The sequence below is a fragment of the Streptomyces sp. C genome (assembly GCF_000158895.1).
In the GTDB taxonomy this organism is placed as follows: Bacteria; Actinomycetota; Actinomycetes; order Streptomycetales; family Streptomycetaceae; genus Streptomyces; species Streptomyces racemochromogenes.
Genome location: NZ_GG657750.1, coordinates 1,615,191 through 1,630,398, shown reverse-complemented (window position 1 = coordinate 1,630,398; position 15,208 = coordinate 1,615,191). Strand labels below are relative to the sequence as shown.

At 72.9% G+C, this 15,208-nt stretch carries 15 protein-coding genes; 11 read left to right on the top strand and 4 right to left on the bottom strand.

The window, feature by feature from the left end; translation table 11 throughout:
* Positions 1 to 34 precede the first annotated feature (34 nt).
* Positions 35 to 400: a DUF1844 domain-containing protein gene (locus tag SSNG_RS07200; RefSeq protein WP_042800665.1), complete on the bottom strand. Its 366-nt coding sequence runs from the start codon at positions 398 to 400 to the stop codon at positions 35 to 37.
* A gap of 325 nt (positions 401 to 725) precedes the next feature.
* On the opposite strand from SSNG_RS07200, the gene infC reads away from it, so the two are divergent.
* The 9 genes from infC to SSNG_RS07155 all read left to right on the top strand — a co-directional run bounded on the left by infC (position 726) and on the right by SSNG_RS07155 (position 11,191).
* Positions 726 to 1,430 carry a translation initiation factor IF-3 gene (gene infC, locus SSNG_RS07195; RefSeq protein ID WP_007263145.1) on the top strand — a complete coding sequence of 235 codons (705 nt, stop codon included), beginning with the start codon at positions 726 to 728 and terminating at the stop codon, positions 1,428 to 1,430.
* A 98-nt stretch (positions 1,431 to 1,528) separates the two neighbouring features.
* The gene (rpmI, locus tag SSNG_RS07190; RefSeq protein ID WP_007263144.1) at positions 1,529 to 1,723 is read left to right on the top strand and encodes a 50S ribosomal protein L35; all 195 of its coding nucleotides are present in this window, start codon (positions 1,529 to 1,531) and stop codon (positions 1,721 to 1,723) included.
* A gap of 129 nt (positions 1,724 to 1,852) precedes the next feature.
* Positions 1,853 to 2,239, top strand: a complete 387-nt coding sequence (gene rplT / locus SSNG_RS07185; RefSeq protein WP_007263143.1) for a 50S ribosomal protein L20 — start codon at positions 1,853 to 1,855, stop codon at positions 2,237 to 2,239.
* A gap of 170 nt (positions 2,240 to 2,409) precedes the next feature.
* Positions 2,410 to 3,264: an RNA methyltransferase gene (locus SSNG_RS07180; RefSeq protein ID WP_042803049.1), complete on the top strand. Its 855-nt coding sequence runs from the start codon at positions 2,410 to 2,412 to the stop codon at positions 3,262 to 3,264.
* Positions 3,265 to 3,319: 55 nt separating this feature from the next.
* Positions 3,320 to 4,627: an ATP-binding protein gene (locus SSNG_RS07175; RefSeq protein WP_007263141.1), complete on the top strand. Its 1,308-nt coding sequence runs from the start codon at positions 3,320 to 3,322 to the stop codon at positions 4,625 to 4,627.
* Between the two features lie 162 nt (positions 4,628 to 4,789).
* Positions 4,790 to 5,917 (top strand): phenylalanine--tRNA ligase subunit alpha, encoded by a 1,128-nt coding sequence (gene pheS / locus SSNG_RS07170; protein WP_007263140.1) that lies wholly within the window; start codon positions 4,790 to 4,792, stop codon positions 5,915 to 5,917.
* Positions 5,917 to 8,445, top strand: coding sequence for a phenylalanine--tRNA ligase subunit beta (gene pheT, locus SSNG_RS07165; protein WP_007263139.1), 2,529 nt, complete (start codon positions 5,917 to 5,919; stop codon positions 8,443 to 8,445). Before pheS ends, pheT begins: the two co-directional genes overlap by 1 nt.
* 818 nt (positions 8,446 to 9,263) lie before the next feature.
* The gene (locus SSNG_RS07160; RefSeq protein ID WP_007263138.1) at positions 9,264 to 10,601 is read left to right on the top strand and encodes a hypothetical protein; all 1,338 of its coding nucleotides are present in this window, start codon (positions 9,264 to 9,266) and stop codon (positions 10,599 to 10,601) included.
* A 53-nt stretch (positions 10,602 to 10,654) separates the two neighbouring features.
* Positions 10,655 to 11,191: an NUDIX domain-containing protein gene (locus SSNG_RS07155; protein ID WP_007263137.1), complete on the top strand. Its 537-nt coding sequence runs from the start codon at positions 10,655 to 10,657 to the stop codon at positions 11,189 to 11,191.
* Between the two features lie 15 nt (positions 11,192 to 11,206).
* Here SSNG_RS07155 and SSNG_RS07150 read toward each other — a convergent pair whose 3' ends face one another.
* A complete protein-coding gene (locus SSNG_RS07150; protein ID WP_007263136.1) occupies positions 11,207 to 12,109 on the bottom strand; it encodes a 3-hydroxybutyryl-CoA dehydrogenase in 903 nt (300 codons plus the stop codon).
* A gap of 154 nt (positions 12,110 to 12,263) precedes the next feature.
* Between SSNG_RS07150 and SSNG_RS07145 the strand changes: the two genes are divergently transcribed.
* Positions 12,264 to 13,538, top strand: a complete 1,275-nt coding sequence (locus SSNG_RS07145) for a family 10 glycosylhydrolase (RefSeq protein WP_007263134.1) — start codon at positions 12,264 to 12,266, stop codon at positions 13,536 to 13,538.
* 1 nt (position 13,539) lies between these two features.
* Here the strand turns inward: SSNG_RS07145 and SSNG_RS07140 are convergent, their stop codons facing one another.
* Entirely contained in the window at positions 13,540 to 13,755 is a 216-nt protein-coding gene (locus SSNG_RS07140; protein WP_007263133.1) for a DUF1918 domain-containing protein, read from the bottom strand.
* Positions 13,756 to 13,813: 58 nt separating this feature from the next.
* A complete protein-coding gene (locus SSNG_RS07135) occupies positions 13,814 to 14,737 on the bottom strand; it encodes a DMT family transporter (RefSeq protein ID WP_042800661.1) in 924 nt (307 codons plus the stop codon).
* On the opposite strand from SSNG_RS07135, the gene SSNG_RS07130 reads away from it, so the two are divergent.
* On the top strand, positions 14,736 to 15,208 hold a 473-nt coding region (locus SSNG_RS07130), incomplete at its 3' end, for a winged helix-turn-helix domain-containing protein (protein WP_007263132.1). The genes SSNG_RS07135 and SSNG_RS07130 overlap by 2 nt on opposite strands.

The following is a 15,208-nucleotide window of genomic DNA, read 5'->3' as shown; positions in this document are numbered from 1 at the left end:
CTCCGGCGTGCGAAGCGGAACCGGAACGAAGGGATCAGGCGTAGACCGGGCCCGTGAACTTCTCGCCCGGGCCCTGGCCCGGCTCGTCCTGGACGATCGAGGCCTCGCGGAAGGCGAGCTGGAGCGACTTCAGGCCGTCGCGCAGCGGGGCGGCGTGGAAGGAGCTGATCTCGGTGGCGCTGGCGGTGACCAGTCCGGCCAGGGCGGTGATCAGCTTGCGGGCCTCGTCGAGGTCCTTGTGCTCGGAGTCCGGCTTGTCCAGGCCCAGGTTGACCGCCGCGGCGCTCAGCAGGTGGACGGCCACCGTGGTGATGACCTCGACGGCCGGGACGTCCGCGATGTCGCGGGTCATCTCGTCGTAGTCGGGAGTGGTGGAATCGGAGGGCGTCGCGTCAGTCATGCGCTCCACGATAGGTCGTGCGGCGGCCTTGCAATGCGTGGGGTACTATGTACATCGACCGGCCGGACACCTGTGTGCCCGGCCCACAAGTGGAGGCTCCGATCTCCCACCCGACCACCCTCCGGGGAGGCGGGTCTTCCGGTCAGGCGGTATCCATCGTTCCGTACGGACGATGGAAAGCCGCCTAGTTGCGCCCCGCGGTTCGCACGCGGCGGTGCTCCGGTTGTTTTGGAGCCCCTGCCTGTGCCCGGCGGGGCATTTTTCATTCTCCGCCGCGGTTGAGGTCTGACGACAAAAGACGTCAGCGGTTGTCTGCCAGGCAGCCGTGTGGTGCTACCGAGGAGGATCCATCAGCACCGAGCCCCGCATCAACGATCGGATTCGCGTCCCTGAGGTGCGACTCGTCGGTCCCAGCGGCGAACAGGTGGGCATTGTTCCGCTTGCGAAGGCGCTTGAGCTCGCGCAGGAATACGACCTGGACCTGGTCGAGGTCGCCGCATCCGCGCGCCCGCCGGTCTGCAAGCTCATGGACTACGGCAAGTTCAAGTACGAGTCGGCCATGAAGGCCCGTGAGGCGCGCAAGAACCAGGCGCACACGGTCATCAAGGAGATGAAGCTCCGGCCGAAGATCGACCCGCACGACTATGACACCAAGAAGGGTCACGTCGTTCGGTTCCTCAAGCAGGGCGACAAGGTCAAGATCACGATCATGTTCCGTGGTCGCGAGCAGTCCCGGCCGGAGCTCGGCTACCGACTGCTGCAGCGTCTCGCTTCGGACGTCGAGGAGCTCGGCTTCATCGAGTCGAACCCGAAGCAGGACGGCCGAAACATGATCATGGTTCTCGGTCCGCACAAGAAGAAGACCGAGGCGATGGCCGAAGCCCGCGAGGCGCAGGCCGCCCGCAAGGCCGAGCGTCTGGGCGGCACCGCCGAGGCCGCGCCGGCCGAGGCTGACGCCGACGAGGCGGCCCCGGCCGCCGAGGTCGACGGCTCCACCGAGGTCGAGGCCGACGGCTCCACCGAGGCCTGACCCGGGACACACCGTCCCGGATCACCCAACAACATGACGCTCCCGCGAGCCGGTCTCCGGACCGGCGGGAGCGCCACCGACGAGGAGAGAACGGCGCCATGCCGAAGAACAAGACGCACAGCGGTACCAAGAAGCGCTTCAAGGTCACCGGCTCCGGCAAGGTGCTCCGTGAGCGCGCCGGCAAGCGCCACCTGCTCGAGCACAAGTCGTCGCGCATCACCCGTCGCCTGACCGGCAACGCGGAGATGGCTCCCGGCGACGCCGCGAAGATCAAGAAGCTTCTCGGCATCTGATGTCCTCCGCTCCCGGCTTTTAGCTGGGGGCACCTCCCAGCGTTGGCTGGGGGAGGGACGTCAGCACCGGGACCCCATCGAATTCGGGTCGTGTGACGACATCCACGGCCCCGCTACAAGGAGTAAAAAGTGGCACGCGTCAAGCGGGCAGTCAACGCCCACAAGAAGCGCCGGGCGATCCTCGAGGCGGCCTCCGGCTACCGCGGTCAGCGTTCGCGCCTGTACCGCAAGGCCAAGGAGCAGGTCACCCACTCGCTGGTCTACAACTTCAACGACCGCAAGAAGCGCAAGGGCGACTTCCGTCAGCTGTGGATCCAGCGCATCAACGCCGCTGCCCGCCAGAACGGCATGACGTACAACCGCCTCATCCAGGGTCTGAAGGCCGCCAACATCGAGGTGGACCGCAAGATCCTCGCCGAGCTGGCCGTCAACGACGCCAACGCGTTCGCCGCGCTGGTCGAGGTCGCGCAGAAGGCCCTCCCGGCCGACGTCAACGCGCCGAAGGCCGCTGCCTAAGGCCTGGCCGGCCGCGTAAGCAGTCGGCATCCTCGGACCCGCAGGCGATTCGCCTGCGGGTCCGAGTGTTTTCCCCGCACGGCACGAGTGCCCCCGCACCGCCCGTGCCCGCACCGCTCGCGCCCCGCGCGGCCCGCACCCCGAGAGAGACCGCAGAGACCATGGCCGACCTGGGTCACCACGAGCTGATCTCCCCCCGATCCCCGCGGGTGGCCGCCGCCCGCCGGCTGGCGCGGCGCAACTTCCGCACCAAGGAGCGCCGGTTCATCGCCGAGGGCCCGCAGGCCGTCCGCGAGGCGGTCGAACACCGCGGGGCCCAGGGCGCGACCCTGATCGAGCTGTTCGCCACCGTCGAGGCCGCCGAGCGCTACGCCGACATCGTCGAGGCCGCGATGCTGGCCGGGGCCCGGGTCCACTACGCCTCCGACGAGGTGCTCGCCGACGTCTCGCAGACCGTGACCCCGCAGGGCCTGGTGGGCGTCTGCCACTTCCTGGACTCCCCGTTCGAGGAGATCCTCAAGGCCGGACCCCGCCTGGTCGCCGTCCTCGCCCACGTCCGCGACCCCGGGAACGCGGGCACGGTGCTGCGCTGCGCGGACGCCGCCGGCGCCGACGCCGTGGTGCTCACCGACGCCTCCGTCGACCTGTACAACCCGAAGTCCGTACGCGCCTCCGTGGGCTCCCTCTTCCACCTCCCGGTCGCCGTCGGCGTGCCGGTGGAGCAGGCCGTGGAGGGGCTGCGGGCCGCCGGAGTGCGGATCCTCGCCGCCGACGGGGCCGGGCAGGACGACCTGGACGCCGAGCTGGACGCGGGCACCATGGGCGGGCCGTCCGCCTGGGTCTTCGGCAACGAGGCCTGGGGCCTGCCCGAGGAGACCCGGGCCCTCGCGGACGCCGTCGTCCGCGTCCCGATCCACGGCAAGGCCGAGAGCCTGAACCTCGCGACGGCCGCCGCCGTGTGCCTCTACGCGTCCGCGCGTGCACAGCGGGCGCCCGGAGGGTGCCGCTCCGTGACCCCCAGCTAGTAATGTGGCCGTCCGGGGGCCCACTGCGCTACCCGGAGATGTGGGGTACGGGGACATGACCGTCGGTACGAACAGCTCGCCGGGGGCCGCTGGCGCGGCCGAGGAGCGGTTCGGGGACGCCGCCGGACAGCCGGCCGCCGGCAGCCCCGGCGCGTCCGCCGCCGGACCCGGCGCGACGGGGCCCGCGGTGCCGCCGGCCGCGGCGGCCCCGGACGCCCTGGGCTTCGTCCCGCCACAGGCGGGACCCGCCGGGCGCGCACCGGACCGCGAGGCCGCCGGGCGGCCGGCGGACGCCCCGGCCCGACCGGGCGAGACCGTCCCGGACCCCCTCATCGACCCCGACGAGCTGCCCGACGGGCTCGTCGTCGCCGACCACACCGGGCACGTCGTCTGCTTCAACCGGGCCGCCTCCCGGATCACCGCCATCCCGGCCGGCCAGGCCATCGGCGCGCGCATCGAACGCGCGCTGCCCCTGGAGGACCTCGAAGGCCGCCGCTGGTGGACGCTGACCGACCCGTACGGGGGACTCGCCACCCGGCGCGGCCAGCCCGAGCGGAACCTGCTGCTGCCCGGCGGGCGCGAGGTGCTCGTCTCCGCCCGCTACGTGCGCACCCGGCCCACCGGCCCCCTCAGCCGCCTCGTGGTCACCCTGCGCGGCACCGACGCCCGGCGCCGCACCGAACGCAGCCACGCCGAACTGATCGCCACCGTCGCGCACGAGCTGCGCTCCCCGCTGACCTCCGTGAAGGGCTTCACCGCCACCCTGCTCGCCAAGTGGGAGCGGTTCACCGACGACCAGAAGCGGCTGATGCTGGAGACCGTCGACGCCGACGCCAACCGCGTCACCCGGCTGATCGCCGAGCTCCTCGACATCTCCCGCATCGACTCCGGCCGCCTGGAGGTCCGCCGCCAGCCCGTCGACCTCGCCGCCGCCGTCGGCCGTCACGTCCAGGCCCTCACCGCGAACGGCCAGGCGCCCGAGCGGTTCCTCGTACGGGTCAGCAGCCCGCTGCCCGACTGCTGGGCCGACCCGGACAAGATCGACCAGATCCTCGGCAACCTCCTCGAAAATGCGGTGCGCCACGGCGACGGAACGGTCACCATCGACGTGGCACCGCACGAGAAGGGAACAGCCGTCACCGTGACCGACGAAGGCCCCGGGATCCCCGAGGAGTCCATGGCCCGCGTCTTCACCCGCTTCTGGCGGGGGAGCAAGCGCGGCGGCACCGGCCTGGGCCTGTACATCGTCAAGGGCATCGTGGAGGCGCACGGCGGCACCATCACGGTCGGCCGCGGCCCCGGAGGCGGCGCCGAGTTCCGATTTATCCTGCCCGTGAGCGCCCCGGCCTACCTCACCCAGTAACCCTGCGGAGAGTCTCACCGGGCGGCCCACGGGCTCCTCCACCCCCGGCGGCCCTTAGACTCGTCCTTTGGCACCCTTGTGTCCTTGTGCCGATCGAGCCCGAGGCGTTTCGATCACGTCGCGCGGGGACCCACCAGCCAGCCATCGGAAGTACGGGAAGAGATGTCGGCACCGAACAAGTCGTACGACCCTGTCGAGGTCGAGGCACTGAAACCGGAAGAGATCGAGCGCATGCGGGACGAGGCGCTCGCCGCCTTCGCGTCCGCCGGCGACCTCGACGAGCTCCGCGAGGCGAAGACCGCGCACATGGGCGACCGCTCGCCCCTCGCGCTCGCCAACCGCGAGATCGGGGCCCTGCCGCCCCAGGCCAAGGCCGAGGCGGGCAAGCGCGTCGGACAGGCCCGCGGCGCCGTGAACAAGGCCTTCGGGGCCCGCACGGTCCAGCTGGAGGCCGAGCGCGACGAGCGGGTGCTGGTCGAGGAGGCGGTGGACGTCACGCTGCCCTACGACCGCGTGCCCGCCGGCGCCCGCCACCCCCTGACCACGCTGATGGACCGCATCGCGGACATCTTCGTCGGCATGGGCTACGAGGTCGCGGAAGGCCCCGAGGTCGAGGCGGAGTGGTTCAACTTCGACGCCCTCAACTTCACGCCCGACCACCCGGCGCGCCAGATGCAGGACACCTTCTTCGTCCAGGGCCCCGAGGGCACCGCGGGCGACGAGTCCGGCGTCGTGCTGCGCACCCACACCTCCCCGGTGCAGGCGCGCTCGCTGCTGGAGCGCAAGCCCCCCGTCTACATCGTCTGCCCCGGCCGCGTGTACCGCACCGACGAGCTCGACGCGACGCACACCCCGGTCTTCCACCAGGTCGAGCTGCTCGCCGTCGACGAGGGCCTGACCATGGCCGACCTCAAGGGCACCATCGACCACATGGTCAAGGAGCTCTTCGGGGAGCAGACCACCACCCGGCTGCGCCCGCACTTCTTCCCCTTCACCGAGCCGTCCGCCGAGATGGACATGCAGTGCTACGTCTGCCGCGGCGAGTCGGTGGGCAACCCCGACCGCCCCTGCCGCACCTGCTCCAGCGAGGGCTGGATCGAGCTCGGCGGCTGCGGCATGGTGAACCCGAAGGTGCTCACCGCCTGCGGTGTGGACCCGGAGAAGTACAGCGGGTTCGCCTTCGGCTTCGGCATCGAGCGGATGCTGATGTTCCGTCACAACGTTGAAGACATGCGAGACATGGTCGAGGGTGACGTGCGCTTCACCCGGCCGTTCGGGAGTGAGATCTGATGCGCGTCCCGCTTTCCTGGCTGCGGGAGTACGTCGACCTCCCCGCGGGCGAGACCGGCCGTGACGTGGCCGCCAAGCTGGTCGACGCCGGCCTCGAGGTCGAGACCGTCGAGACGCTCGGCGCCGGCCTCAAGGGCCCCCTCGTCGTCGGCCAGGTGCTGACCATCGAGGAGCTCGAAGGCTTCCGCAAGCCGATCCGCTTCTGCACGGTCGACGTCGGCACCGCCAACGGCACCGGCGAGCCGCAGGAGATCGTCTGCGGCGCCCGGAACTTCTCCGTCGGCGACAAGGTCGTCGTGGTCCTGCCCGGCGCCGTCCTCCCCGGCGACTTCGCGATCGCCTCGCGCAAGACGTACGGCAAGACCTCGCACGGCATGATCTGCTCCGGCGAGGAGCTCGGCATGGGCGACGACGGCACGCACGGCATCATCGTGCTGCCGCCGGAGTACGAGCCGGGCACCGACGCGATCGAGCTGCTCCAGCTCGTCGACGAGGTCCTCGACATCGACATCACCCCGGACCGCGGCTACTGCATGTCCATGCGCGGTGTGGCCCGTGAGGCCGCCACCGCGTACGGCCTGCCGCTGCGCGACCCGGCGCTGCTCGACGTGCCCGCGCCGAACTCGTACGGCTACGCCGTGCAGATCTCCGACCCGGCCGGCTGCGACCGCTTCACCGCCCGCACGGTGACCGGCCTCGACCCCGAGGCGCGGTCCCCGATCTGGCTCACGCGCCGCCTCCAGAAGGCGGGCATGCGCCCGATCTCGCTGGCCGTCGACATCACCAACTACGTGATGCTGGAGCTCGGCCAGCCGCTGCACGCCTACGACCGCTCGCGCCTCGACGGCGCCATCGGCGTCCGCCGTGCCGAGCAGGGCGAGAAGTTCACCACCCTCGACGGCGTCAAGCGCACGCTCGACGCCGAGGACCTGGTGATCACCGACAGCAGCGGCCCGATCGGGCTCGCCGGTGTCATGGGCGGCGCCAACACCGAGATCGCCGACTCCGTCACGGACCCGGAGACGGGCGCCGTCACCGGCACCACCGACGTGGTCATCGAGGCCGCGCACTTCGACCCCGTGTCGATCTCGCGCACCGCCCGCCGCCTGAAGCTCTCCTCCGAGGCCTCCAAGCGCTTCGAGCGGGGCGTCGACCCGCAGGCCGCCGCCGCGGCCGCGCAGCGGACCGTCGACCTCCTCGTGCTGCTCGCCGGCGGCACCGCCGAGGCCGGCGTCACCGAGCTCACCGCCCCGGGCGCCCCGCGCACCATCGCGATGAGCGCCGACCACCCGGACCGGGTCGCGGGCATGGAGTACGGCCGCGAGACCGTCGTGCGCCGCCTCCAGGAGATCGGCTGCGACGTCTACGGCCAGGACGAGCTCGTCGTCACCGTCCCCTCGTGGCGGCCCGACCTCGCCGAGCCCAACGACCTCGCCGAGGAGGTCATCCGGCTGGAGGGCTACGGGAACCTCCCGTCCACCCTCCCGCAGGTGCCCTCCGGCCGCGGCCTGACCGCGCGCCAGCAGCTGCACCGCCGGGTCGGCCGCGCGCTGGCCGGCGCCGGCTACGTCGAGGCGCTCAGCTACCCGTTCATCGGCGAGGCCGTCTTCGACCAGCTCCAGCTGCCCGCGCACGACGCGAGCCGCCAGGTCGTCAAGCTGGTCAACCCGCTGTCCGACGAGGAGCCGGCGCTGCGCACCACGCTGCTGCCGGGCCTCCTGGGCGCGCTGCGCCGCAACGACAGCCGGGGCAGCCACGACCTCGCGCTCTTCGAGACCGGTTCGGTCTTCCGTGCCGCCGCCGAGGCGGGCGTCGCCGTACGCCTGCCCGTCGACCGGCGTCCCACGGACGAGGAGGTCGCCACCCTCGACGCGGCCCTGCCCGCGCAGCCGCGGTACGCCGCGGTCGTGCTGGCCGGTGCGCGCGAGCAGGCCGGCTGGTGGGGCAAGGGCCGCCCGGCCGACTGGGCGGACGCCGTCCAGGCCGCCCGCGCGCTGGCCGTCGAGGCCGGCGCCGAGCTGGTCGTCCGCCAGGGCCAGTACGGCCCCTGGCACCCGGGCCGCTGCGCCGAGCTGGTCGTCACCCTCGACGGCGTCGAGCAGGTCATCGGCCACGCCGGCGAGCTGCACCCGCGCGTGGTCAAGGCCATGGGCCTGCCGGCCCGCACCAGCGCCATGGAGCTCGACCTGGACCGCCTCGCGGCGGCCGGCGGCGAGGTCGTGCAGGCGCCCCGGATCTCCACCTTCCCGGTGGCGACCCAGGACGTCGCGCTGATCGTCGACGCCTCCGTCCCCGCCTCGGCGGTGGAGGACGCGCTGCGCAAGGGCGCCGGCGAACTGCTGGAGTCGCTGCGGCTGTTCGACGTGTTCACCGGTGAGCAGGTCGGCGAGGGCAAGAAGTCCCTCGCGTACGCGCTGCGCTTCCGCGCGGCCGACCGGACGCTGACCGCCGAGGAGTCGACGGCGGCGCGCGATGCCGCGGTGGCGCTGGCCGGTGAGCGGACCGGGGCGGTGCTGCGGGGCGCGTAGCGCTGCCGCTTGAGCTCCACTGAGGGGCGCGTCCGGGATCCCGGACGCGCCCCTCACCCGTTCGGGTGGGCCGGGGCGCCCTGCCGGGGCACCGCCCCGGACCCTGCGCGGCTGCCGCCCGGCAGGCTGCCCTGTGGGGCGAGGTCCCCTACCCGCCCTTCGCCCGTTCCCTGGGGGCTCCGCCCCCAGACCCCCGCGCCTCAAACGCCGGCGCGGCTATAGATAGCCCCTGCCGCGTTTGAGGCGCGGGTCCGGGCGGAGCCCGGGGAACCGTTGAAAGGACGGGTTAGGGGACCAGCCCGCGCAGCGGTACGCCGCGCGGCTGGGTGCGGACGCACCGGGAGGGCGGCCCCGCCGCAGGCGCGGTGTCCCGCGGCCGGCGGCGACCGGTGCGGGTCCCGCCCGGCCCGGGGGGAGTGGTACGGCCCGGGCGGACCCGTGTCACCGGCGGAGCCGTTCCGGACCGGGCCGGTGGACGGACCCGGTACGGAACCGGCCCGGCCCCGGCGCGGTCCGGCGACCAACCGGACCGCGGCGGAGCCGTGGTGCGCCGCCCGCGCCCGCCATGGAGTGTCGGGCAGACAGCAGGGGCGGGCGGCGCGGGTGCCGGGTCGTCGCACTGTACGAGGGGGAGCCGACGACCGGGCGGCCTCCTTGGCGAGGCTCTTAAGTGAACCGCCCCGGGCCCCCCGAGCGGCAGGGTGCGCAACGCATTTATGCGCGTACTCGGTTCACACCCCGTGTGAAGGAAACGCGGAACGCCCCCGCGCGCACCGCTCAGCCACTAGCCTGAAGCGGACGAGCCCTTGGAGGGGCCCATGCAGCCCAATGCACTGCTCGACGCCCTCCTCGCCGAGGCGGGCATGTCCCACGCCGGACTCGCCGCGCATGTCAACCAGGCGGGCCGGTCCCGCGGACTCGCGCTGCGCTACGAACACACGGCGGTCTCCCGCTGGCTGAAGGGGCAGCGCCCCCGCGGCCAGGTGCCCGACCTGATCTGCGAGGTGCTGGGCGGGCGGCTGCAACGTCCCGTCGGACTCGACGACATCGGGCTCGGGATCCCCGGCCGGCAGAGCCCGCACGGCACCCGGCTCAGCGGCTTCGTCGACCGCGCGACCGCCCTGTGGCGCTCCGACGAGCTGGGCCGGCCCGCACAGCTCACGGCGCAGGCCCTCACCGGCACCCCGGCCGTGATCCCGGTGTGGGAGTGGGAGAACCCGCCCGAGGACGCCGACGTGTCCCGGGTGGGGCGGCAGCGGATCGGGCCCGAGCACATCGAGGTCCTGCGGGCCGCCCGGATGCACTACGAGCTGATGTACCGCCGGGCCGGCGGGATGGCCACCCGGGCCCGGATCGTGCGCTTCCTCGGCAGCGAGACCGCCCCGATGCTGCGCGGGACGTACTCCGACGAGATCGGCCGCCCCCTGCACCGGGCCACCGGGTCCCTGGTGGCGGTCGCGGGGATCTGCGCGTACGACTCCGACGCCCACGGCCTGGCCCAGCGCTACTTCCACCAGGCGCTGCGGCTCGCCAAGGCCAGCGGGGACCGGGGGCTCGGGGCGTACGTGATCGCCCTGCTCGTCAACCAGTCGCTGCACCTGAAGGAGTACCGCCAGGCCGTGGCCTTCGCGGAGGCCGCGCTGCGCGCCGCCGGCCCGGACACCACCCCGGCGCTGGGGGCCGACCTGTACGCGATGCAGGCCAAGGCATACGCGCAACTCGGCGACACCAAGGCCGCGTTGGCGTGCATCCGGCGCGCCGAGGCGGCCGCCGAGCGGATCTGGCCCGCCGCCGAGCCCGCCGAGACCGGCTACGTCCAGCCCGGGCTGGTCAACGTACAGGTGGCGGAGGCCCTGTTGAGCCTGGGGGACCTCGCGGGGGCGCACGAGCAGGCGACCGAGGCGGTGGGGACCCCGGCGCACGACCGGGGGCGGGTGCACCGCCTCGCGATGCTGTGCGAGATCCAGCTGCGCCAGGGGGAGGCCGACCGGGCGGTGGCCTCGGCGGCCGAAATGGCCGAGCGGGCCAAGGGGATGGAGTCGCTGCGCCTGCGGGACCGGCTCCGGGCCGTCCGGGAGCAGCTGCTGAGCAGCGGGTGCACCGGTGCGGAGGAGACCGCGTACCTCATCGACGGGGCGCTGCGCGTTCCCCTGTGAGGGCGTCTGCTGCTGCCATGTTGCCACCAACGGATGCGGAAGGTGGCATTACCGTGCAGTGGACGAACCTGAGTGAGCAGACCGTGTACAAGAACCGCTGGTTCGATGTGAACCTCGCGGACGTGGAACTCCCCGACGGCCGGCATCTGGACCACTTCGTCATCCGGCTGCGGCCGGTCGCCGTCGCCACGGCCGTCAACGAGGCCGACGAGGTGCTGCTGTTGTGGCGGCACCGGTTCATCACCGACAGCTGGGGCTGGGAGCTGCCCGCCGGGGTGGTCGAGGACGGGGAGCCGGTGGAGGCGGCGGCCGCGCGGGAGATGGAGGAGGAGTCGGGCTGGCGGCCCGGCCCGCTCCACCACCTGATGACCGTGGAGCCCTCCAACGGGCTGACCGACGCCCGCCACCACCTCTACTGGGCGGACGGGGCCTCGTACGTCGGCGAGCCCGAGGACGCCTTCGAGTCCTCCCGCCGGGAGTGGGTCCCGCTCAAGCTGGTCCCGGACATGATCGCGCGCGGGGAGGTCCCGGCCGCCAACATGGCGGCCGGGCTCCTCCTGCTGCACCACCTGAGGCTGAACCGCCCCTAGGCCGCCAGGCCGTTCTCAGCCGTACGGGTAGAAGCCCGAGCCGGTCTTGCGGCCCAGGCGGCCCGCGTCCACCATGCGCTGGAGCAGCGGGGGAGCGGCGTACAGCGGCTCCTTGTACTCCGCGTACATCGATTCGGCGATCGAGACGATGGTGTCCAGGCCGATCAGGTCGGACAGCTTGAGCGGGCCCATCGGGTGGGCGCAGCCCAGCTCCATGCCGTTGTCGATGTCCTCGCGGCTCGCGATGCCCGACTCGAACATCCGGATCGCGGACAGCAGGTACGGCACCAGCAGCGCGTTGACGACGAAGCCGGACCGGTCCTGGGCGCGGACGGCGTGCTTGTTCAGCACGTCCCGCACCAGGGCCTCGGACCGCTTGACGGTGTCCTCGCTCGTCGTCAGCGCCGGGATCAGCTCGACGAGCCGCTGCACGGGCGCCGGGTTGAAGAAGTGGATGCCGATGACCTGGTCGGGCCGCGAGGTGGCCACGGCCAGCTTGACCAGCGGGATCGAGGAGGTGTTGGAGGCGAGGATCGCGTCCGGGCGGGTGATCACCTGGTCCAGGACCTGGAAGATCTCCGTCTTGACCTGCTCGTTCTCGACGACGGCCTCGATGACGAGGTCACGGTCGGCGAACTCGCCGAGGTCGGTGGTGAAGGAGAGCCGGGCCAGGGTGGCGTCCCGCTCCTCCTCGCTGATCTTGCCGCGTTCGGCGGCCTTGGTCAGCGAGTTGTGCAGCCGGGTGCGCCCGATCTCCAGGGCCTCCCCGGTGGTCTCGGCGACCTTCACCTCAAGACCGCTGCGGGCGCACACCTCCGCGATGCCCGCGCCCATCTGGCCACAGCCCACCACGCCGACCCTGGTGATGTCGGTCGGGAGGGTAGAGAGGTCCGTCACATCGTGCCTTTCGCTGCTCATCCATCGCGGGTCCCCCGTGTTCGGCAGTGGTAACTGCATCCCGGCGCCCGCCACGCCCCCCGACGTTACTCCCGCGTTGCCCCCGTCGGCGGCCCGGGGCGGGGCATGCTGTGCCCACGCAGAGGATTGTCACGGAGAGGAACGGAGTCGTCACATGGTGCACATCGGACGACGGGGACTGCTGGCGGGAGCGGCGGGAGTGCTGGCCACGACGGCCGCGGGCCCCGCGGCGGCAGCGCGGGTACGGGAACCGGCCGGGCCACCGGGGGTGCGTGCGGCGCGGACGGCCGGCGGCGGCCGCGCGGGGACCGCGGAGTTCCGGGGGATGTGGATCGCGACCGTACAGAACGTCGACTGGCCCTCCGAGAGCGGGCTGTCCGCGCGGGAGCAGCGCGCGGAGCTGATCAAGCTCCTCGACACGGCGGTGGCGCGTCGGCTCAACACGGTCATCCTCCAGGTCCGCCCCGCCGCCGACGCGTTCTGGCCGTCGACGCGCGAGCCCTGGTCGCAGTGGCTGACCGGGGTGCAGGGCCGCGACCCGGGGTGGGACCCGCTGGGCACGGCCGTCACCGAGGCGCACGCGCGCGGGCTGGAGCTGCACGCCTGGTTCAACCCGTACCGGGTGGCCAACCACACGGACCGCTCCCGGCTCGCGGCCTCCCACCCGGCGCGACGCAACCCGGGCTGGACCGTCGCGTACGGCGGGAAGCTGTACTACAACCCGGGCCTGCCGGAGGTGCGGGCCTTCGTCCAGGAGGCGATGCTCGACGCCGTCACCCGCTACCCGGTCGACGCGGTGCACTGGGACGACTACTTCTACCCGTACCCCGTCGCGGGGGAGTACTTCGACGACGACGAGGCCTTCGCGGAGCACGGCGGCTCCTTCACCTCCCGTGCCGCATGGCGCCGCGACAACACCGACACCCTGGTCCACGAGATGTCGCAGCGGCTGCGCGCCTCCCGCCCGGCGGTCCGGTTCGGCATCAGCCCGTTCGCGGTGTGGCGCAACCAGGGCACCGACCGGCTCGGCTCGGCGACCCGCGCGCTGCAGACGTACGACGACCTCTACGCGGACACGCGCAAGTGGGTCCTGAAGGGCTGGGTCGACTACGTGGTCCCGCAGGCGTACTGGCACATCGGGTACGCGGCGGCCGACTACGCCGAGGTCGTGCGCTGGTGGGCGCAGACGGTCGCCGGCACCGGGGTGGACCTGTACGTCGGCGAGGCGCTGTACCGCTGCGACGCCCGCAGCTCCACCGCGGCCTGGCGCGACCCCGCCGAACTGTCCCGGCACCTGACCCTCGCCGGCCGGTACGCGGAGGTCCGCGGCCACGCGTACTTCTCGGGGAAGTACGTGGTCGCGGACCCCAATGGTGCGCTGGCCAGGGTCGTCGCCGACCACTACCCGACGGCCGTGCCGCCGCGCTGACTCAGCGCCAGGTGGGGGACTTGCCCTCGGGCTTGTCCGGGTGGCGGACGACGCAGTCGGGGCCGGGGGACATGACGGCGTCGTGCCCGTCCGGGAAGTGGACCCGGTACGGGGGGGCGCCGTTCTCGCCCAGGACCTCGACGATCTCGCCCACCCTGTCGTGCTGGCCCACGATCCTGCCGTGCTGCACCAGCTGGTCGCCCTCGGTCGCGCGCATCTGCTGACCTCCTCGGAGCCGGTCCGATCCGGTGCCAGTAGTTTAGGCCGATCTGCGGCTATTTGACCCGTTGAGTCACGGTGATGCAGACGAGGACCGCACAGGCGGCCAGCGGTGTGGCCGGTGACGGGTGCTCCCCGAGCAGCGCCACCGACCACACCAGGGTCAGCAGCGGCTGGGCGAGCTGGAGCTGGCTGGCGCGTGCGGTGCCGATCTCGGCCATGCCCCGGTACCAGACGTACAGCCCGAGGAAGGTCGAGCCCGCCGCCACCCACACCAGACCGGTCGCCCCGTGCCAGGTGAGGTGCACCGGCTCGGACGCCAGCGCGAAGGCGGCTCCGGCCAGGCCCAGGGGCAGGCACAGCACCAGCGCCCAGCCGATCACCTGCCAGCCGGGCAGCGAGCGGGCCAGCCGGCCGCCCTCGGTGTAGCCGGCCGCGCACACCAGCAGGGCCCCGAAGAGGTAGGCGTCGCCGGCGGAGGGGGCGCCGCCGCTCTGGGCGAGGGTGAAGACCAGGATCACCACGGCCCCGGCGACGGCCGCGGCCCAGAAGCGGCCCGAGGGGCGGTTGCCCGTGCGCAGCGCCGAGAAGGCGGCGGTGGTCAGCGGCAGCAGCCCCACCACGACGGCGGCGTGCGAGGTGGTGGAGGTCCGCAGGGCCATCGTGGTCAGCAGCGGGAAGCCCACCACCACCCCGCCCGCCACCACGGCGAGCCCGGCCCAGTGCTCCCGGGCCGGCAGCGGCACCCGCCCGGCCAGCAGGAAGGCGCCCGCCACGGCGGCGGCCAACACGCTGCGCAGTGCGACGAGGGACCAGGGGCCGAAGCTCTCCAGACCCCAGGCGGTGGCGGGGAAGGTCAGCGAGAAGGTGACCACCCCGAGCAGGGCGAGCGCGGTGCCGCCGCGTGCGGCGGTCCGGTGGTGGCCCCCCAGCTGCACCGCTATCGAGGTCGGGCGAGTAGCGCTATTCTGTGCTGTCATGTACGAGCGTAGCAGTGTGGCCGAGCTGGCAGAATCCCTGCGATCCGAACTCGACCGCTACCCGATAGGTGGAAAGCTCCCGTCCAGTCGGGCCATGGTCGAGCGTTACCGGGTCAGCCCCGTCACCGTCTCCCGGGCCCTCGCGCAGCTCGCCGCCGAGGGACTCGTCGTCACCCGGCCCGGCGCCGGCGCCTTCCGCGCCCACCCGCGGACGAGCGGCCCCGCGCCCGGCGACACCTCCTGGCAGGAGGTCGCCCTCAGCGCCGAGGGCGCCGGGGACGTGGTCCCGCGCTCCGTGGACGCCAGCGGCGTCGCGAACTCCCTCGCCGTACCGCCCGCCGGGGTCATCGAGCTCAACGGCGGCTACCTGCACCCCTCCCTCCAGCCCGAGCGGGCCATGGCGGCGGCCCTGGCCCGCGCCGGACGCCGGCCCGGGGCCTGGGGGCGGCCGCCCATGGAGGGGCTGCCCGA